Source organism: Microbacterium sp., from assembly GCF_035687345.1.
GTDB lineage: Bacteria > Actinomycetota > Actinomycetes > Actinomycetales > Microbacteriaceae > Microbacterium.
In genome coordinates this window covers 1-17455 of record NZ_DASRXZ010000103.1, presented here as the reverse complement: position 1 = coordinate 17455, position 17455 = coordinate 1, and the positions used below count along the sequence as shown (strand labels likewise).

Below are 17455 nucleotides of genomic sequence, written 5' to 3'. Positions count from 1 at the left end.
CCCTGCTCAAGAAGACCTGGCCCGCCCTGCAGATGATCACCCTCGACCCGCACCGTCTCACCGAGATCACCGCAGCAGCCCTCGTCCTGCTCCACCTCCAACGAGGAACCCGACGATCATGCTGGTGAGAACACCTCTCAGACCGGAGAGCGATCGTGGCCGGTTTAGGGCTCGTGCCTCATGGGTTCGGTTGAGCGCGCGGTTTCGTCGAGTGCGCTGGGGAACATCCCTTCGGGGGGCGCCGCATAGGGCAACGGTGCTCCCGGCTGATTGCGATCTTGCTCACCGTCTATGGAACCGAACGGGCCGTTCTGAGGATCGAATAGGACGGCCATGTGGTGGTCGGCGTGGTCGCGCCACCACACGCTCATGCCGGTGGCGGGGTCTTGGCGTAGGTGTTCCCAGGCGCGCCAGAGTGCTTCGAGGCGGATCACGGCTTCGTCGTACTTCCACCACTCGGCGGCCCAGACCCGGTGCTCTCCGCGGCCGGCGATGTGGCGGCGGTAGACGTTGCGCAGGTACTCCCGCACGAACTCGTCGACCGACCCGTAGTGGAGCGCCGGCGCGCCGTCCTCGTCGCCAGCGTGCTCGACGGCGGGCCGCGCCTGGTCGATAGCGACGGCGAGGTCCTGGTCGGCGTGGTGGACCACGGCGACAGCGTCCTCGAGCTCGCGCTCCCGGATGCTGACCGCGGCGGTACGCCGGGCGAGGACCCGGCGTGCTTTCTCGACGTCCTCGGCCGCCGCGACACGTTGCCACGTCGCCTTCGTCTCGTCGTCCTCGTAGTCGGTGACCTTTGCCTCGGCGACGCGCAAGGCGCCCTCGGCGTCCGCGAGGGCGTCGCGCGCGTCGTCGAGCTGGGTCGTCGCGCGAGCGTGCGCCGTCAGCGCGCGATCGAGCGCGGCCCGCGCCTCGACGACCTCGGGCGGCTCGACGGTCGTCCGGCCACCGAAGGTCTGCGCGTTGTCGACGTCGACGGGCTGGGCCTCGATCATCGGCTCGTAGTCGTCCTCGCCCCAGTCGCTCACGGAGCCTCCTCGAGCGGAGTAGCGGCCGCGACGGTCGCCATCTCGTCGTGGGCCTCGCGCAGGGTGCGCTTGGCCTGCGGGTCGTTCGCCGCGATCGACGCCTCCACGGCCTCACGGTGCGGGCCGGCCATCCACGGGACCGTCCGGATGAGCGTCGGTCGGGCCCCGGAGGCCAACACGACGGCGCGGCCCTTGGGCAGCGCCGCGAGGTCCGCCACGTCCATGATGCGTTCGCGGTGCAGCTGCTGGGAGACCGTGCGCTGCCCGCGCCCCGTCGACGTCGACGACGAGAGCCGGTCGTAGTCCCCGATCATGCGCGAGAGGTCCTCGAGGAAGTTCGCTTCGCTCACTCCCCCGCCGTAGACCTTGACGTTGGACGCGCTCCACAGCTTCTTCATGCCGGACTCGCCCCAGACCTCCACGCCCTGGGACCAGCTCTGCAGCACGGTGTCCAGGACGATCCCGCGCGAGCCGTAGTGCGAGTAGAGGTTCGGCAGCTCGCGCCAGCGGCACACGTTCGCGGCCTCGTCGAGCACGCCGACGAGCGGGGTCGCCAGGCGCCCGCCCGCGGACTGTGCGGCCAGCTCCTCGGCCGCTTCCACGACGGCGACGGTGAGCGCGGTGACGAGCGGCCCGGCTGTGCCACGCCCTTCCTTGGACAGCGAGTACAGGGTGCCGGGCTTCGTCGGCGCCGACTCCCCCGCCGCGGACGGCAGTCCGGCGCGCACGAACTCCTCCGGGCTGAACTGGGGCCGGGTGTCGGCGGGGCCCTGCGGGGTGATCCAGGCCGCGACCTGCCGGTTGGTGAGGCAGGACGCCATCTGCTGCGCCGTGCCGTAGACGCCGCCGCGCTGCTTCTCGGGTGCGGCGATGACGCCGGCGACCTGGTCGGCGGTCAGCGTGTAGCCGTGCTCGGTGAGGATCGTGACGGGCGCCTGGTTCGTGGGTCGCGTGAGCCAGGTGTAGACGTCGGTGATCGGCCGGGCGTCGAGCGCCGCGGCGAGCAGCAGGCCGGCCAGGAGGTCCTGGCCGGCCGGGTCGAAGTAGGCGTCCGTGCGCGCGCCGGGGTCGCGCGAGCCGGACGCGAAGTGCTCGGCCAGCTTGGCCGCTCGCACCTCGTCGGTGACGTAGCTCAGCGGGTTCCACCACCAGGTGGGCTCCTCGCCGGCGATGCCCTGCGGGTCGAACACCCACACCGGCCCGACGGCCGCGCGCGGCCCGCGGGTCTGGTCGACGACGTCGCGCTTGTTCGACGTCGACAGGACCGAGCCGGGTGCGTCCAGGATCTCCGGGACGACCATCGACGTCGTCTTGCCGGTGCGCGGACCGGCGATCGTCATGCGCATGTCCTCCCACGAGCTGAGCAGTCGCTGTCCCGTGGACACCGTGACCCCGATCGGCAGACCGGGCGCGGCCTGCACACCGAGGCGCTGCGCGGTGCGGCTCACGTGCTTGCGCGAGAGCCCTTCGACGTCGCGGCCGCGACCCATGTACGCGGCCGCACGGTCCACGCGGGTACGACGGGCGCTCCGGCGCGCGAGCGCGACGCCCACCAGCGTGCCCAGAGCGAGGACGATCAGGGCCAGGCCGGCCAGCACCCACCAACCGGGTGCACCCGGCCAGGCGAGGTCGCCACCGAACAGCCCGAACGTCACGGCGAACGGGTCGGTCGGCACCACGACGCCGGTGCCGGCAATCTTGTGGCCCAGGTGCATCGCGGCGTAGATCGATCCGACGCCGAGCACGACGACGACGATCCCGACCCACAGCAGCACGACCTCTCCGGAGAGGCCGCCCGGGTCGCGACGTCGGTTGTTCGGCACGCTCATCACGCCGCCCCCTCGTCCAGCAGACCCGTGCGCGACCGGTCGGCCCAGCGCACCGCGCTCATGTGCAGCGACTTCTCGGACTCGGTGAGCACCAGGTCGATCGGGATGCCCGGGCGGCCACCGACCTTGACGAGAAACTTGCCGCGCCCAGGCGGCGGCGTCTCACGCCCTTCCTTCGGGTCCCATGCGGGCGGGTCCTGCCAGCCGGCGAGCAGTTCCTGCTCCCCGCGCGAGAGCGCGACGACGGATGTCAGCAGCGGCATCTCGCTCAGCGGCAGACCGCCACACACGACCAGGCCGGACCGCTCGATGAAGCCCATAGCCTTCTGCCGGTCCTCCTCGAGCGGAAGGGAACGCAGGTCCTTGAGCGTGTGCGTGATCATCGCCAGCCCCACCCCGACGGTGCGGTTGAGGCGGGTGAGGTAGTCGACGCGGTCGACGAGCCCCGGCCCGGCCTTGAGGGCCTGGTGGAGCTCGTCCAGGATCACGAAGTAGTGCCGCCGGTTCTCCAGGCCGACGTCGGCCAGGGTCTGGGCGATGTTGACCACGGCGAAGCCAGCGGACCAGGAGGCGAGCAGCGCGACCGCGCGCAGGTCGCCGTCGGACTGAGGGATCGCGGAGACGTCGTAGACCACGGCGCGATCGCGGCGCATGGGGTGCGTGGTCGGCTTGGCGAAGACGTCACCGAACTTCCCGCCCGGGCTCAGCGCCACGAGCGAGGCTTCCAGCTCCTCGGTGACCTCCTGGTAGCGCTGGTCGGTGCCGCGATCCAGCGCCGCCTCACGCAGCTCGGGCGGCGCCGAGCGGATCACGCGCAGCAGGTCCGGGATCAGCGGGACTCCGTCGTGGTGCTCGTCGAGCCAGGCGATACCGCGCGCGAGGATCGTCTCCTCGCGCGAGGTCGGGGCGCTCTTGCGCAGCACCGTGATGAGCGCGACCAGCATGTTCAGCCGCAGACCCTGGGCATCGGCCAGGACCTCCTCAGCGGCCTGGCGGTACCCGGCGGCGCGCAGCCGGCGCGCGGCGTCGGGAGCCTCGCCCGGGTCCAGGACGTTCAGCGACCCGCGGTTGCGCCCGAGCGGGATCACCTGGCCGCCCAGCTTCTCGACCATGCGGACGTAGTCCGGGCGGGTGTCCCCCAGCACAAGCGGGATGACGCCCTGCCCGGACAGGCCGACGGCCATGCGCATGACCGCGGACGTCTTGCCGAGCCCGGGCCGGCCGAGGAAGAACACCGAGGGGTTGCCGATGAGGTTGGCGCGCTGGTACCAGCTGATGGGGTCGCAGCACAGCGTGGCGCCGGTGAGGATGTGTCGGCCGAACGGCACCCCCACCATGGGGGTGCCGGCGCCGATCGCGAACGGCCACATGCCGCACACCTGCACGGTGGTGCCGCGCCACTCGTCGGCCTGCTGGACGTAGTTGGACTGGCCGCGGCCGCGGCCCAGCCAACCGCGCATCGGCGGGCGCTGGGGACGCAGCTCGCGCTGCTTGGGTGCCTTCTTCGCGCGTGCTCGGGTGCTCACAGCTTCTCCCTCAGCTCGGCCGGGACCTTGATGTGCTTCGGGAGCACCAGGCCCAGCGGAAGGGCTGCGGCGAATGCGGAGTCCTGCGACCCGTACACGGGCCGCAGCCGCAGGCGCGCCGTCGCGGCGAGGTTGTCGATCGCGGCTCTCGCGTCGGCCTCGCGGCTGGTGTCGGTCACCGTAGCGGTGACGAGCATGCCGAACTGCACCAGGCCGGCACCGCTGGCCTCTTCCTGCGCCGTCGCGGCCGCCGCCCGCATCGCGAGGGTCTCGCGGGCAGCGGGCTTGCTGGTGGAGGTGACCCGGAACTCTGCGGCCCGCAGGTCGGACTCGACGATCGCCGCCGCGCGCGCCGCGTCGATCGGCCGGTACAACAGCGTCACCCGCTTACGCGCGATCTCGCGGTGTGGGGCCAGCAGCCGGGCCAGGACGCCCGACTGGACGTTGCCGCGCGGGGCCGACGTCATCGCCCACGTGCACGAGTACGCCGAGTCGTGGCGGTAGCCGCCCCAGGGCGCTTCGGCAGCAGACGGGCCGACGTCGGGCCAGGACAGCTCGACGGGATCGCCCCCCGCGTGCGCCTCGTCGATGAGCGCCGCGGCCGCGGGGTCGTAGGCAATGCGGATCGCCTCGCACAAGTCCTGCGCAGACAGCGGGTGCGCCGCACCCGCACCGGTCGCCTGAAGGCTGGCGGTGAGGCTGGGCAGGCGCGCGGCGAGCTCGCGGCCCATCTCCTCAGGCTTGCGCTTCTTGCCACCCACCCGGTTCGCCGCGGTGAACGTGATCGCGACGTACGCCTTCACCGTCGAGGACCCGGCCGGGTAGCGGTCCACGACCTCCAGGAGCATCGCTCGTGCGAACTCGGGTGCGCCGTCGTCCAGGTTCGTCTCGACCTCACGACGAAGGCGCGCCCCGGAGTCGGGGGCAGTCTCGATCGTGACCGAGGCGGCCTCCACGCCCGGCTCGTCCCCGAGGTTCGCCAGCCAGTGGCCCCAGTCGGCCACCCAGACGTCGATCTGGTCCTGGTCGACGAGCGCGGCGCCGTCGGGCTCGGTGCCGATGACCACGGAGTAGGACCCCGTCGCCGGCGTGTAGAGCAGCGCGAACGGGCGACCGTAGGAGTCGGTGTGCTCGCTCAGTCGGGTGGGGGCGGCCAGGCCCGGGAGCTGGTACGTGCCCCACAGCGCGCGGCCCAGGGGCCCTGAGCGGTACAGGTGCGTGCCGCGCGAGCGCGCCGACCACCACGCTGCGCGAGCACCGCCCCGACTGATGACGTTCTTGCCGTGGGCGTCCTTCGTCAGTACGGCGAGCATCACGGCCCCGAGCACACCGGCGAGGATCACGGCCTCGAGCAGCCCGGCGACCATCACGGTGATGACCACCGCGATGAGCCCCGCCAGGAGCATCCCCGTGCCCACGGACCCGAGTCCGAGGATTCCGGGCGACGTCGGACGTCGCCAGTTCCCGTAGGTCCGAGGACCCCTGTTCACCTCAACGGCTGCCATCAGGACCGCCCCCTTCACCAGTCGACTGCTCACCAAGACTCTTCGCTGCACCTGCTGCGACCTGGCCCGCCTTTGACGCGGCATCCAGAGCCGCGCCGGCCGCCATGCCTACCGGGCCGCCCGCGGCACCGGCCGCGGCTGCCCCACCACCTGCTGCGGCACCCGTACCCGCACCCGCACCCGCGCCCGCTCCGGCACCGGCGCGAGCTCCAGCGGCACCCGCTCCGGCGCCGCTTCCTGCGCTTGCGCCGCTCTGTTGCGGGTTCGGCGGCGCGCTGGGGGTCGGCGCGGTGTTGCCTCCCCCACCGCCACCCGACGGGCCCTGGCTCGCGCTCTGGCCGTTGCTGCCCGGATGCGCGTTGCTCGTCGTCGACGAGTTGGACCCGCCGGAGGCGAGACGCCCGATCGCGGCCGCGCCGCTCGGCAGCGCCGCGAGGGCGCCCGCCGCCAGCGCGGCGCCACCGGCGCCGCTCGCCATTGCACCCACCATCGGGGTCACGAACCGCATCAGCGCCGGCATCGCGAACAGCGCGATCACCATCAACATCAGACCCGTCAGGACAGCCAGGAGCCCCGAGCCGTCGTCAGAGAAGACGTCCGTGCCGACGAGCTGGAACGCGGCCGCGTAGATGATCGCCGCGGCAGGCTTGTAGAGGATGAACGCCACCAGCCACGCGATGCACTTGCGGAACCAGGTCTTACCCATCTCCGTACTCGTGAACGACGCCGACAGAGGCAGGATCCCGGTCAGGACCACGAGCATCCCGCCACGGGCGACCATGAGAACGATCTGGAACGCCGCCGCGAGGATTGCGATGATCCCGAGAATGATGATGAGTAGGGACCCAAGGCCCCCTGCCGCGGGATTCGTCGTCAGAGCGAGCAAGGTGAGCATGCTCTCTCCGAAGCACGCCGACCCGGCGGCCGTCACGTCGCACTGGAGCGAGCCGTTCAAGACCCAGACCGAGAACGAGTCGGCGGCCGCCACAAGAAGTCCCACGATCGTGACTCCGGCACCGGCGACCACGACGAGCGTCAGCAGGCTCTTGACCGTCTCCTTTCCGGGCTCGGCACGCTGCTCCCACGCCATGCGCGCGCCGCCGATGATCACCGAGACGATCGCCGCGGCACCCATGTACCACCACAGGCTCGACTGCAGGAAGAGCACCGCCCCGCCGGCGTTGCTTGGCCCCGCGGGCAGCAGTCCGGTGACGAGCGCGCTCGCGCCGGAGATGAGCACCACAGCGCCCAGGACCAGGCCGACCTTTCCGACGGCGGCGATCCCCTCGCCAGCGCGCATGCGTGTCGCGATGAGCGCGCCGAGGATCACGAGCGAGAGGATCGCGACGACGAGGCTGATCCACGTCACGTAGCCCAAGACGGTCGTGATGTTCCCCGCGCCCGGTGCCGAGCTTCCGGCACTGATCGCAGACTGGCCGCCCGATCCGGTGAGGTTCGGAGTGCCGATGTGAACCCAGATGGTGCCGAGCGAGGCAACTGCCTTGCCGAACGCCTCGAGGACCGCGTTGGCCATGTTGTCGATCGCGTCAGTAATCGCGTTTTTCGCCAGCTCTCCCGCCTTGCATCCAAAGTCAAGAGGTCCGCACACCGCCACCGTCTGTCACTCCCCCCAGGTGATGTAGCCCGCGAGGTCCGGAACCGTCGCGGTGTTGAGCGGCTGGGCGACGTCGGCGCTGATCTTCCAGTCACCGTCCTGCCAGACCAGCTCGTAGACCCCCGAGAGGGTCAGGTTCTGCCCTTCGGACGACGCCCGGACGGCGAGGTCGACGCGGGCGGTGTCTCCGTCGTAGGCGAGCATTCGGAAGCCGGCCAGGCTCATGCGGGTGCTCTCAGAACCCGAGGCGTCACCCACCTGGCCGATGAGTTCCTCGCGGTACGGGCCGTCAGCCAGGGCGTACTCGATCCACGCCTGGCTCGCGGCGGGGTCGGAGCCCTGCACCAGTGCGTTCGCGGCCATGAACAGCGCCCCGGTGGGCGAGTGCTGGAAGCAGAACCGCACCCCGTCCGCCGAGGTGTCCCCCGGCCCAAACTCGGGCGACGTCGGGTACGCGGTGGTTCCCTGGTACGCCCAGTCCGCGGCAGGGGCGGTCGACAATGTGCCAGCCAGCTCCTCCCCCTCCAGGCCGCACACGCTGGCACCGCCCGCGACGTCCGAAGGGTCGGATGTCGGGGCGGTGCTCGTCGTGGGCGACGGTTCTGGGGTGGGTTCGGGATCGTCCGAGCGCGTGGCGTTCACGATCGCGATGACGAGGCCGAGTACCACGACGAGGACGACGACCACCGCGGCCGCGATGAAGCCAGGCCGGGTGAACGGGTTCTGCTCGTTGTCGTCGGTAGCCATGCCGGACTCCGCTCAGGCCCCGGAGATGAAACCGACGAGCGCGACGGCGGCGGAGATGACGATGACGCCACCGAGGGCCATGCCGATCTTGCCGACGTGCTCCCCGCCCTCGCCACGACGCGACTGGACCGCCATGAGCGTGCCCGCTGCGATGATGCCGAGGATGCACACTACGAGGCCGACCCACTTGGCCCAACCGAGGATGGTGGTGACCGCCTCGGTGCCCGGAGGCTGCGTGGGTGCAGGGTCGGGAAGCTGCGCCGGGATCACGGCGGCGAGGTCGCTCGCCGTGAGGACGCTGTGCAGGGTGCTCATCGGGTTTCCTTTCGGTTGACGGTGCCGGCGGCACCAGGTCGGACGACAGCGCGGAGGTCATCGACGAGTCGACGAACCTCCCGCGGGGCGTCTGAGAGTGCCGGCGGCTCCCCCAAGCGCCATGCCTCGATCCACGGCAGGGTCCACGTGCGCGGGACCCCGCCGCCGACGATCTGTGAGAACTCACGCAGCGGACGCGGAAGCCGACCCGGTGCGTCAGCGACGATCACCAGGCCCACGACCTCGACGTGCGGGACCAGCCCGGCTGCCCACTGCGTGGCCGCGGCCTGTGCCGCGCGCAGCCCGCGCATGTTCGACCGGGCGGTCAGGACGACCCGCGCACCACCAAGCGTCTGCGGCCAGGTGTGCTCCGCCGCGAGCCAGTCGGGAACCAGCGCGGCAAGCGACGTCTCCCCCGCTCCGCCGTGCACCCCGAGCCACCACAGATCTGCGTCTCGCGGCTGGGGCTGGATCGGGAGCTGGTCTGAGGCGCCGGGTGCCGGGACGCCGCGCTGCGGCGCGGTGGGGCCGGTCGTCGCCGGCGCCGCCGGTTCGGTCGCCTCCGAACGTGGCGCGACCGGCTGCGGCTCCGCGGGCCGCGTGAGCCACGGATTGCTGCTGCCATCAGTCACGACGGCCCCCTCACATCGTCAACGGTGTGCGTAGTGTTCTCTACGGCAAGTGTAGTCGGATAGAGTGAAATCAGCAACAGAGGGTGATGGAGAGTGACAACGTTATCCACAGAGCGACAGAGTTATACAACGTGTACATTGGTCCAATGTGAAGCGGGGTGGTCTCGATGACCGACGGGCTCGACGCGCTCTTCGAGGGGCGTGGTCCGACCCTCTCCGCAGGTGAGGTCGCAGAACTCCTTGGGATGACCAAGCAGGGTGTCTACCACTGGCTCAGAGACGGGGTCCTCCCCGGCTACAAGGTGGGCACGACCTGGTTCATCCTTCGCGATGAGCTCAAGGAGACGCTGCGCAAGGGAGCGAACGCCGGGCCCGCACGGTCCGGCCCAAGCAAGGGGGACGAGTGAGATGAAGCGACTGGCGATAGGGGCAGGCATCGCCGCAGCGAGCGTTCTCGCCCTCACGGGCTGCAGCTCGGAGGGTGAGAACACTCCCGCTTCCACACCCACACCCACGGTCTCGACGTCACCGACGAAGCCGCCACCGATCGACCTCGACAAGTACCCGCCTGCGCCCGAGGGCGCGCTCGACGAGGACTCCGGTGAGACGATCGATCCGCAGCCCTCCCCCACGTGGGACGACGACCAGCGCGCGGACGCCGCCGCTCGTGCCGCGGAGGCTATGACCGCCTTCGCCGGCACGGGCGGCCGCAACTACGACACCTGGTGGGCTCAGCTCGAGCCACTGCTCACCCAGCAGGCCCGGTCCGACTACGCGCACGTCGACCCCGCCAACGTGCCCGCCACGAAGGTCCTGCCGGACCCCGCGCCTCAAGTCGTCGAGGAGTCGAGCGGCTTCGTCGCCGTCGTCGACGTAGCCACCGACGCCGGCACCTACCAGGTCGTCCTCACGCGCGCGGACAGCGCGTCACCGTGGCTCGCGAGCCGGTTCACCCCGCCCGAGGAGGCGAGCTGATCGTGGCAGGGGGGAAGTCGGGTGCCATCGTCGCGGCGGGGGCGGTGCCCGTGCTCGCGCTGAGCACCGTGTTCAGCATCCTGCTCGTGGGCGGGGCGGATGCCTCCGCCGCGTGCAACCCCGCGACAGGTTCGGGGACGAGCATCACGCTCGACCCCGAGAGCGTCCCCGACACGGAGATCGCCGGTTACGACCACGAGCAGCTCGTCAACGCCGCGCACATCATCGCCGCCGGCAAGGCCCTCGACCTCGGGGTTCGAGACCAGACCATCGGCGTCATGACCGCGATGGGCGAGTCCAGCCTGCGCGTGATCGACTACGGCGACGCCGCGGGGCCCGACAGCCGCGGGCTGTTCCAGCAGCGCGCGAACGGAGCCTGGGGTTCGTACGAGGACCGCATGGACCCGTACATCAGCGCCACGAACTTCTTCAAGGCGATGATCGGGAACGTCCCCGACCGTGAGTCGCTGGAGCCGACGATCGTCGCGCACCGCACCCAGCGCAACGCGGACCCCTTCCACTACACGAAGTACTGGGACGGTGCTGTCGCCGTCGTCGAAGGGCTCTCCGGCGTCGACACCGGCCTCAACGCCGGCACCGGCGGACAGGTCTGCTCCGGCGGCACCACCGTCCCGGGCGAGGTCAGCGCGACCGGGTGGGCCGTGCCCGCGGCTGGCCCGATCGTCAGCGTCTACGGGATGCGCCTGCACCCCATCGACAAGGTCTGGCGCCTGCACAGCGGGGTCGACCTCAACGGCGGCGGGTGCGACGGACCTATCTGGGCCGCGCAGGACGGCGTCGTGACGTTCACCGGGTTCGACCGCAACGGCAACGGCACCATCACCGTCGACCACGGCGGCGGAGTCCAGACCTCCTACCTGCACGAGTACGCCTCCGGGATCCTCGTGCGCGAAGGCGACCAGGTGAAGGCCGGCGACCAGATCGGCCGCGTCGGATCCTCCGGGCAGTCCACCGGCTGCCACCTGCATTTCTCAGTCATCGTCGACGGCTCCCCAACCGACCCGGTGCCGTTCATGAACGACATGGGCATCCAGCTCGGCTAGCGCAAGGAGGAACACACCATGAGCACCACCACGGAAGCAGCGACCTGGCCCCGCGTCGAGGCCACGCTGAACCACGACGGCACCGCAGAGGTCTCCATCGGCGGCACCCTGCACCCCATCGCCGCCTCGAGCGTCGACGAGGCACGGGTACAGGTCGTCTCGCTGGTCGCGAGCAAGGCCACCCAACTCGGCCGTCCCCTGCGCGCAATCACGCGCGGCCCCGACGGCGAGTGGCCCCTGTTCATCCACGGTGACGGCACCGTGACGGCAGACTCCGCCGCCGAGGCCCGCCCGCGCTCCCGCTCGGCCGAGCCGGTCGCGGAGGCCGCTCCGGCGCCGACACCGACGCCCGCTCCCCCCGCCGCGGCGGAGGTCGCCGACGCCGAGCCTGTCGTCCAGGCAACCGCGGCGCCCGACGACACGCCTACCCCCGCCCCGGCGCCGCGCGGCTGGGTCCGCTCGGCCGAGGACCAGGCTGCCGCGGCGGCCGCCGCACCGCAGACTCGCCGAGAGCGTCGGGAGTCGTTCCTGACGGTCGAGCAGACGGAGGAGCCCGCGACCGAAGGCCTGCGCGGCGTCTTGTCCCGCGTCGGCTTCCGCATGGCTCCCAGCGAGGCAGAGCGGGCGATGCGCGAGTCCGTCCGCCTCGTCTCCCAGCACTGGCCCGGGCCTCGCACGACCGCCATCGTCAACGGCAAGGGCGGCGCCTCCAAGACGCCGACCACCGCGTTCCTGGCCGCCGTGTTCGCCCGCTACGGCGGCGCCGGCGTCGTGACGCACGACAACAACCAGACCCGCGGCACCCTCGGGTGGCGCACCGAGCAGGGTCCGCACGACGCGACCTTCCTCGAGCTCTTGCCCGAAGTCGACCGGCTGCTCGGCACCGCGGCCCAGTCCGCGGACCTCGCCCATTTCGTGCACCACCAGACGCAGGACAAGTACGACGTGCTGCGCTCCCAGCCGATGATCTTGGCGGACGAGCAGCGCCTGGGCGTCGCCCAGTTCGACGCGATCCACGCCGTCCTGCGCAAGTACTACCGGCTCATCTTCATGGACTCCGGCAACGACGAGTCCGACTCGCTCTGGCTGCGCATGGTGGAGAACGCCGACCAGCTCGTCGTCGCGACGACGACCCGCGGCGACATCGCCGAGGCCGGCGCCCTGCTCCTCGAGGCCCTGGCCGACCGGGACGAGCGAAGCGCCGCGCTCGCGCGAAACGCCGTCGTCGTGGTCAACCAGGCCAAGAAGGACGGCAGCATGGCCGAAGCCGAGCAGGTCGCCGCCGCGTTCCGCCCGCTCGCCCGCGAGGCGGTCGCGATCCCCTACGACCCGGCGATGGTCGAGGGCACGCTCCGCTACGGGTCGCTGCGGACCGAGACCCAGCGCGCATGGCTCGCCGCCGCGGCCGCCGTCGCGCGCGGACTGTGACCCGGCGCGACCGAAACGCCTCGCCGGAGCGGACCCGCACAACAGGGTCCGCTCCGGCATGTAGGTCACCACAACAAACCGTGTTCACGTATCAAGCACCACTGGTCAACTTATAACGATAGATTATGAGTAGCGGGGGGACGGGGCGTCGGGTGCTCATCCGGCAGGATGAAGCCCATGCCGCGACTCACAAAGCCCCCCGGGATGCCTAGGGAGGTCGAGGTCGCCATTGAGCTCATCGGCAACAGAGCGCGCGCCGAGGTGCTGCGCGCCCTCGCACTCCACGGCACGCTCACGATCGCGGAACTCTCGGACCTGCTCGGAGCCACGCGGCCAGCAGTCCAGGGTCACCTCAGAGCCCTGGAAGGCGAGGGCCTGGTGGCGGCCGACGTACCTCCCGAGCGGCGCCAGGGGCGTCGTGTGCAGTGGCGCGCGGATCGCCAGGCGGTCGAGCGGGTGGGCGCCGCCTTCGGCGACTACATCGCCGGCCGCTGACGACACGCGCGGCGTGTCCTCCCGCAGTCGCCATATGCCTATGGCTAAGTTTCAGGGCATGGCTACGAAGGCAGCGAGGACACGACGGGCCCGCGGGTCCCTCGACGCTCACACGCGCCGGTCCCTGTTCGCTGAGATCGACAAGGACGCCAAGGCCACCTTCGATGAGATCGCGGACGCCACCGGCGTCTCGCTCGCCCTCGTGCTCGAGGAGCTGGCGAAGCACGCGCGCAGCGAGCTCGACGACAACGGAGTTCCCGAGTGGTGGCCGTCGTCGGCCACGCAGCAGGACGGATTCGAACTGGTGATCGCCAACCGACGGGAGGCCGCTCCTCGCAAGAGCGCATAACCCCATAACGCAGAGCGGCCCGCCCCCGAAGGGGCGGGCCACGATCAGAAGCTCATCACCCTCAAGCTTGGCGGCGCGGAGGTGATGGGCCCCGATTGACGCACCCTCAGGTGCGTCGCTGTCTGGAGACCATCATAAGCACCCATCAGGCCCTCGCACACGAATTCGAGGGCGACACACCGAGCGGCGTCGAGCTGCACGCGCCCGATTCTGAACGAACGTCCAGTGCGTCCCCCGACGTCGCGACGGCAGAGTGGGCCGCCTGCGCTCCCCTGCTCGCGGGCGCTCCGCGGGTCCGGCTCGGATCACGACGCGCCGGCGGAGTCCAGTACCGCGACCGCGACGAGCGCCCCCTGACCGCTGCGCTGCCCTCGGCGCCGGCGGCCGTGCGCGTGTACGGCGACGACGGCACCTGCCGCGCCCTGTGCTTCGACCTCGACTCCTCACGGGGTGGCGCAGCGCGCGTCCTCGCCGACGCGACACGGCTCGTGCGTGAACTCGAGTCGGCCGGCGCTCGGGTAATCACCGACGTGTCCCCCAACGGCGGCCGCCACGTCTACGTCCCGCTCGCCGAGCGCCTGGACTACACCAGCGCCCGCGAGCTCGTCGAGGCGATCGCCACCGCCTACCCCACGATGGACCCCGGCCCGCACCAGTCGCTGCGCACCGGCTGCATCCGCGTCCCCGGCGCCGCCCACGCGACGGGCGGCCACCAGGCGCTCACGATGAGCCTCAACATCGCCGTCGACGTCCTGCATCGGCCCAGCCCGGCCGCAGCGGTCGCCGCGCTTCAGGACGCCTACCGGGCCCAGATCGACGCCCTGCGGGCCGCACAGGCCCCTCTCAAGGCCTCTGAGCCCGCTACGGACCGCCACAGCTCGGCCGCCCGCGGCCGGGCCCTCTCGGCCCGTCTGACGCGCATCGCCCGCGACGGCGTGTACGACACCGGCCGCTACCCCTCGCCGTCCGAGGCACGGCAAGCCGTCATCGCCGGCGCGGCCGCCGCAGGCTGGCGCCTCACCGACGTCGCCGCCCGCCTCACCGACGGACGCTGGCCCGGCCTGGCAGCGCTCTACGCCCGCTACTCCCCCACCCAGCGCCACGGCGCCCTCGCACGCGACTGGCACAACGCCCAACGCCACGTCACCCAGCACACCGACCCGCCCGCAACGGCCGGGAATCACACTGTGCATAGATCCAACACAAGCGCCCAAGAGTCACAGGGGGGCACCTCAGACCTCGGTGACGAGCACGCGTTCATCCGCACCTGGCGCGCCTGCCTCCGCATCACAGAGCAACACCGGTTCCCAGGACGTAAGTGGTACGGCGCCCGGTTCCTCCTACGAGCTCTTGGAGAAGCAGCCCACAAGACCGGGAGCCGGTACGTCTCGTTCGGCACCCGTTCCCTGGCCGTCGCGACAGGGATGGACCACTCAACCGTTTCCGTCCTGCTGCACGAGCTGGGGAAGGCCGGTTGGATCGACCGACTCGAGCAGGGTCGTGGCGAGCGCGCCGACCTCTACGCACTCACACTCCCGTCGGACCTGATAGACCGCGCCCAGGACCTGCGATGGGACCGCGGGCAGGTGCACGCGCTGCGCCCGGTCTTCCGTGAACTCGGCCACGTGGCCGCGCTCGTCTTCGAGGCCGTCGAGAACGGCCGGGCAGAGACCATCACCCAGCTGGTGGACGCGACCGGGATCTCCCGCCGGGCGGTCCACGAGGCCGTCGATCTGCTGAGCTCGTGGGGACTCCTCGACCGGACCGCGGGCACTCTCCTCCCCCGCTCCGACGCCCTGCTCCGCGTCGCCGAGCACCTCGGGGTCCTCGAGGGCGTCGCAGACCAGCTGCGCCTCTACGCCGCACAGCGCCGCGCATGGCGCGCCTACCTCACGCGACACGAAGCCGCCGAACCCGCAGACCCGGCCGAGTCCTGGTGGTGGCCCCCGGACGACGCGCAGGCGAGCGAGTGGACGTTGGTCGACGGTCTCGCGTCGTAGGCGCGGTGCTTGCAATGCGTGTAAGCATTGCAAGCAACGTAAGGCTTGCAAGTATTGAAAGCATTCCATTAGTTGCTATGCTTGCTCGTGCGCCACGGCGCGTCCAGCAACGAAAGCAAGCATTGCAATGCTTGCATTGCACCAGGAGGTGCCAACGATGCCCGTCACGATCCTCTTCGCCAACAACAAGGGCGGAGTCCAGAAGACCGGATGCACGGTCCAGACCGCAGCCGGTCTCGCACGTCAGGGGCTCAACGTCCTAGTCGTCGACATGGACCCGCAGGCGAACGCGACCCGACGCCTTGGGATCGAGTGGGACCCCGCGAACCCGATCCCCAGCGTCTCGGAGGCCATCGCCGCGAACACCGAGGGCGCGGGGGAAGGCGCCGTCGTCGAGTGCGGGTGGAAGAACGCAGCAGGGGAGCCTACGGCCGAGGCGAAGCACATAGACGTCATCCCCGCCCGGTTCGACCTCATCAACCGAGAGGCCGAAGCAGGCACGGTTGGAGCGTTCCGCCGACTCCGCAAGGCGCTGACGGGCTGGACCGACGACTACGACGTCGTCCTGATCGATTCTCGGCCCGACCTGGGCCACCTGGTTCAGATGTCGATGAGCGCAGCCGACGTCGTCATCATCCCCTCGGACACCGGCTACGACTCCGTCGAGGCCGCGATCCGCGTCAGCGACTTCGTGACCCAGCACGCGGTCGACCTCGCGAACCCCGAGCTGCGAGTCGGGGGCGTCCTCGTCACGCGACGCCGCCAGACAGCCGAGGGCGACTTCCAGATCGAAGGCTTGCGGGAACGCTTCGGGGACCTCGTCTGGGACCTGCGCACCATCAAGATCATTCCCGGCGACGTCGAAGTCGAGCTCACACCGCCCTACGTCCCGGAATGGACGAGATTCGCCGAGGCCGACGCCGCCGGGGTCTCCCTGACCGCCTGGAACGACGAGCGTGGGCGCACCACGGTCCGCATCTTCGACGAGGTCGCCCAGCGCATCATCGACCGGATTCTGCCCGCGTACGCAGAGAGGATCGCCTGATGGTCGAGCGCAAGCGACCCAGCGGAACCAGCCCAATTTCCCTGACGCCCCGCGTCGAGCCGATCGCGACACCTGCGGTGCCCGCGCCAGTAGTCCAGCCGCCAGCCGAACCCGCAGCTCCGGCGGCGCCGTCAGAGCAGCCGACTATCCGGACCGAGGCTCCGCCCCCGGCCACGACACGACGACGTGCCCCGGCGCAGCGCCCGCGCGCGACCGAGCCCGAACCTCTGGCGCAGGCCGCCGTGAGCACAGCCATGATCTCCCGGACCTTCCGATTCCAAGAGACCCTGATCCGCCGCGCCGAGACAGCCGTCCTGCGCACCGCCGGCCTCGACGGCGGCCACGTCTCCATGACCGCCCTGCTCAACACCGCGCTCGAGCGCGAACTGGCCCGCCTCGAGGCCGAGCTCAACGCCGGCGAACCGTTCCCCGCGAACCGCGGAGAGTTCCGCAGGGGCCGGCCCATCGGGACCTGATCGCTACCGACTGAAGGAGCAGTGCATGACGATCGACCTCTCACACCCCCACACGGTCACGGTGACGATGCCTCCGGCACGTGCGGACGTCGAAGGGAGCCTGCTCAGGCTGCTGGCAGATGGTCCGAGCGGGCCCGTCGTGGGAGACCTGATCTGGCCGAACGTCCCGGCCCCAGACCAGCTCTAGCAACTCTGTCCACCGCCCCGGTGACCCCTCGGATGAGGGACACCGGGGCGGTGTCGTTCCCAGACCCGGCCTGTGGCCGGTGGGGGAGTGGTGGGGCCGGCTGCTGTGGTCGAGCTCGCCGGGGTGGGTGGTGCTCCCGGCCGGTGGCCGGGACCCGAGTCGTGGCCGCTGCGCGGCCGCGGTTGCCGCGCTGCGCGCGGTTGTCTTCCCCTCCTGGCTCTCCATCATCACCCGCGCAC

Annotated in this window: 18 protein-coding genes; 10 read left to right on the top strand and 8 right to left on the bottom strand. The window is 70.9% G+C overall.

Translation table 11 applies throughout. From position 1 onward, the window contains the following. Window positions 1-164: 164 nt before the first annotated feature. The 8 genes from VFF97_RS11815 to VFF97_RS11780 all read right to left on the bottom strand — a co-directional run bounded on the left by VFF97_RS11815 (window position 165) and on the right by VFF97_RS11780 (window position 9197). Window positions 165-1028 (bottom strand): DUF4913 domain-containing protein, encoded by an 864-nt coding sequence (locus VFF97_RS11815; protein WP_325033693.1) that lies wholly within the window; start codon window positions 1026-1028, stop codon window positions 165-167. After that, complete coding sequence (locus tag VFF97_RS11810) at window positions 1025-2857, bottom strand: TraM recognition domain-containing protein (RefSeq protein WP_325033692.1); 1833 nt, start codon at window positions 2855-2857, stop codon at window positions 1025-1027. Before VFF97_RS11810 ends, VFF97_RS11815 begins: the two co-directional genes overlap by 4 nt. Next, a complete protein-coding gene (locus VFF97_RS11805) occupies window positions 2857-4383 on the bottom strand; it encodes an ATP/GTP-binding protein (RefSeq protein ID WP_024841864.1) in 1527 nt (508 codons plus the stop codon). The genes VFF97_RS11810 and VFF97_RS11805 overlap by 1 nt, the downstream gene beginning before the upstream one ends. Beyond that, window positions 4380-5888, bottom strand: a complete 1509-nt coding sequence (locus VFF97_RS11800; RefSeq protein WP_325033691.1) for an SCO6880 family protein — start codon at window positions 5886-5888, stop codon at window positions 4380-4382. The genes VFF97_RS11805 and VFF97_RS11800 overlap by 4 nt, the downstream gene beginning before the upstream one ends. Next, window positions 5875-7422 (bottom strand): hypothetical protein, encoded by a 1548-nt coding sequence (locus VFF97_RS11795; RefSeq protein ID WP_325033690.1) that lies wholly within the window; start codon window positions 7420-7422, stop codon window positions 5875-5877. The genes VFF97_RS11800 and VFF97_RS11795 overlap by 14 nt, the downstream gene beginning before the upstream one ends. A gap of 87 nt (window positions 7423-7509) precedes the next feature. Beyond that, a complete protein-coding gene (locus VFF97_RS11790; RefSeq protein WP_024841867.1) occupies window positions 7510-8250 on the bottom strand; it encodes a hypothetical protein in 741 nt (246 codons plus the stop codon). Between the two features lie 12 nt (window positions 8251-8262). Continuing rightward, window positions 8263-8565, bottom strand: a complete 303-nt coding sequence (locus VFF97_RS11785; protein ID WP_325033689.1) for a hypothetical protein — start codon at window positions 8563-8565, stop codon at window positions 8263-8265. Beyond that, window positions 8562-9197 (bottom strand): DUF6668 family protein, encoded by a 636-nt coding sequence (locus VFF97_RS11780; protein ID WP_024841869.1) that lies wholly within the window; start codon window positions 9195-9197, stop codon window positions 8562-8564. Before VFF97_RS11780 ends, VFF97_RS11785 begins: the two co-directional genes overlap by 4 nt. A 167-nt stretch (window positions 9198-9364) precedes the next feature. Between VFF97_RS11780 and VFF97_RS11775 the strand changes: the two genes are divergently transcribed. From VFF97_RS11775 to VFF97_RS11730, 10 genes are all read left to right on the top strand, one after another. Then, complete coding sequence (locus tag VFF97_RS11775; protein ID WP_051471901.1) at window positions 9365-9604, top strand: helix-turn-helix domain-containing protein; 240 nt, start codon at window positions 9365-9367, stop codon at window positions 9602-9604. A 1-nt stretch (window position 9605) separates the two neighbouring features. Next, window positions 9606-10172, top strand: a complete 567-nt coding sequence (locus VFF97_RS11770; protein ID WP_051471889.1) for a hypothetical protein — start codon at window positions 9606-9608, stop codon at window positions 10170-10172. A gap of 2 nt (window positions 10173-10174) precedes the next feature. Beyond that, window positions 10175-11236 carry a M23 family metallopeptidase gene (locus VFF97_RS11765; protein ID WP_024841872.1) on the top strand — a complete coding sequence of 354 codons (1062 nt, stop codon included), beginning with the start codon at window positions 10175-10177 and terminating at the stop codon, window positions 11234-11236. A gap of 18 nt (window positions 11237-11254) precedes the next feature. Continuing rightward, window positions 11255-12664 carry an ATPase gene (locus tag VFF97_RS11760; RefSeq protein ID WP_325033688.1) on the top strand — a complete coding sequence of 470 codons (1410 nt, stop codon included), beginning with the start codon at window positions 11255-11257 and terminating at the stop codon, window positions 12662-12664. Window positions 12665-12868: 204 nt separating this feature from the next. Beyond that, on the top strand, window positions 12869-13159 hold the full coding sequence (locus tag VFF97_RS11755) for an ArsR/SmtB family transcription factor (protein ID WP_024841874.1): 291 nt from the start codon (window positions 12869-12871) through the stop codon (window positions 13157-13159). A gap of 58 nt (window positions 13160-13217) precedes the next feature. After that, on the top strand, window positions 13218-13508 hold the full coding sequence (locus tag VFF97_RS11750; protein ID WP_143314469.1) for a hypothetical protein: 291 nt from the start codon (window positions 13218-13220) through the stop codon (window positions 13506-13508). 386 nt (window positions 13509-13894) lie between these two features. Beyond that, the gene (locus VFF97_RS11745; RefSeq protein ID WP_325033687.1) at window positions 13895-15508 is read left to right on the top strand and encodes a MarR family transcriptional regulator; all 1614 of its coding nucleotides are present in this window, start codon (window positions 13895-13897) and stop codon (window positions 15506-15508) included. Between the two features lie 157 nt (window positions 15509-15665). Further along, entirely contained in the window at window positions 15666-16553 is an 888-nt protein-coding gene (locus VFF97_RS11740; protein ID WP_325033686.1) for a ParA family protein, read from the top strand. A 254-nt stretch (window positions 16554-16807) separates the two neighbouring features. Beyond that, window positions 16808-17029 carry a hypothetical protein gene (locus VFF97_RS11735; RefSeq protein WP_325033685.1) on the top strand — a complete coding sequence of 74 codons (222 nt, stop codon included), beginning with the start codon at window positions 16808-16810 and terminating at the stop codon, window positions 17027-17029. A 25-nt stretch (window positions 17030-17054) separates the two neighbouring features. Further along, entirely contained in the window at window positions 17055-17216 is a 162-nt protein-coding gene (locus VFF97_RS11730) for a hypothetical protein (protein WP_325033684.1), read from the top strand. Window positions 17217-17455 lie beyond the last annotated feature (239 nt).

What these genes read in the sequence shown, in the direction of transcription:
- VFF97_RS11810 (WP_325033692.1), bottom strand. Translation starts at nt 2,857, where the DNA reads ATGAGCGTGCCGAACAACCGACGTCGCGACCCGGGCGGCCTCTCCGGA.
- VFF97_RS11800 (WP_325033691.1), bottom strand. Translation starts at nt 5,888, where the DNA reads ATGGCAGCCGTTGAGGTGAACAGGGGTCCTCGGACCTACGGGAACTGG.
- VFF97_RS11795 (WP_325033690.1), bottom strand. Translation starts at nt 7,422, where the DNA reads ATGGCCAACGCGGTCCTCGAGGCGTTCGGCAAGGCAGTTGCCTCGCTC.
- VFF97_RS11790 (WP_024841867.1), bottom strand. Translation starts at nt 8,250, where the DNA reads ATGGCTACCGACGACAACGAGCAGAACCCGTTCACCCGGCCTGGCTTC.
- VFF97_RS11785 (WP_325033689.1), bottom strand. Translation starts at nt 8,565, where the DNA reads ATGAGCACCCTGCACAGCGTCCTCACGGCGAGCGACCTCGCCGCCGTG.
- VFF97_RS11775 (WP_051471901.1), top strand. Translation starts at nt 9,365, where the DNA reads ATGACCGACGGGCTCGACGCGCTCTTCGAGGGGCGTGGTCCGACCCTC.
- VFF97_RS11770 (WP_051471889.1), top strand. Translation starts at nt 9,606, where the DNA reads ATGAAGCGACTGGCGATAGGGGCAGGCATCGCCGCAGCGAGCGTTCTC.
- VFF97_RS11760 (WP_325033688.1), top strand. Translation starts at nt 11,255, where the DNA reads ATGAGCACCACCACGGAAGCAGCGACCTGGCCCCGCGTCGAGGCCACG.
- VFF97_RS11755 (WP_024841874.1), top strand. Translation starts at nt 12,869, where the DNA reads ATGCCTAGGGAGGTCGAGGTCGCCATTGAGCTCATCGGCAACAGAGCG.
- VFF97_RS11750 (WP_143314469.1), top strand. Translation starts at nt 13,218, where the DNA reads ATGGCTACGAAGGCAGCGAGGACACGACGGGCCCGCGGGTCCCTCGAC.
- VFF97_RS11740 (WP_325033686.1), top strand. Translation starts at nt 15,666, where the DNA reads ATGCCCGTCACGATCCTCTTCGCCAACAACAAGGGCGGAGTCCAGAAG.
- VFF97_RS11735 (WP_325033685.1), top strand. Translation starts at nt 16,808, where the DNA reads ATGATCTCCCGGACCTTCCGATTCCAAGAGACCCTGATCCGCCGCGCC.
- VFF97_RS11730 (WP_325033684.1), top strand. Translation starts at nt 17,055, where the DNA reads ATGACGATCGACCTCTCACACCCCCACACGGTCACGGTGACGATGCCT.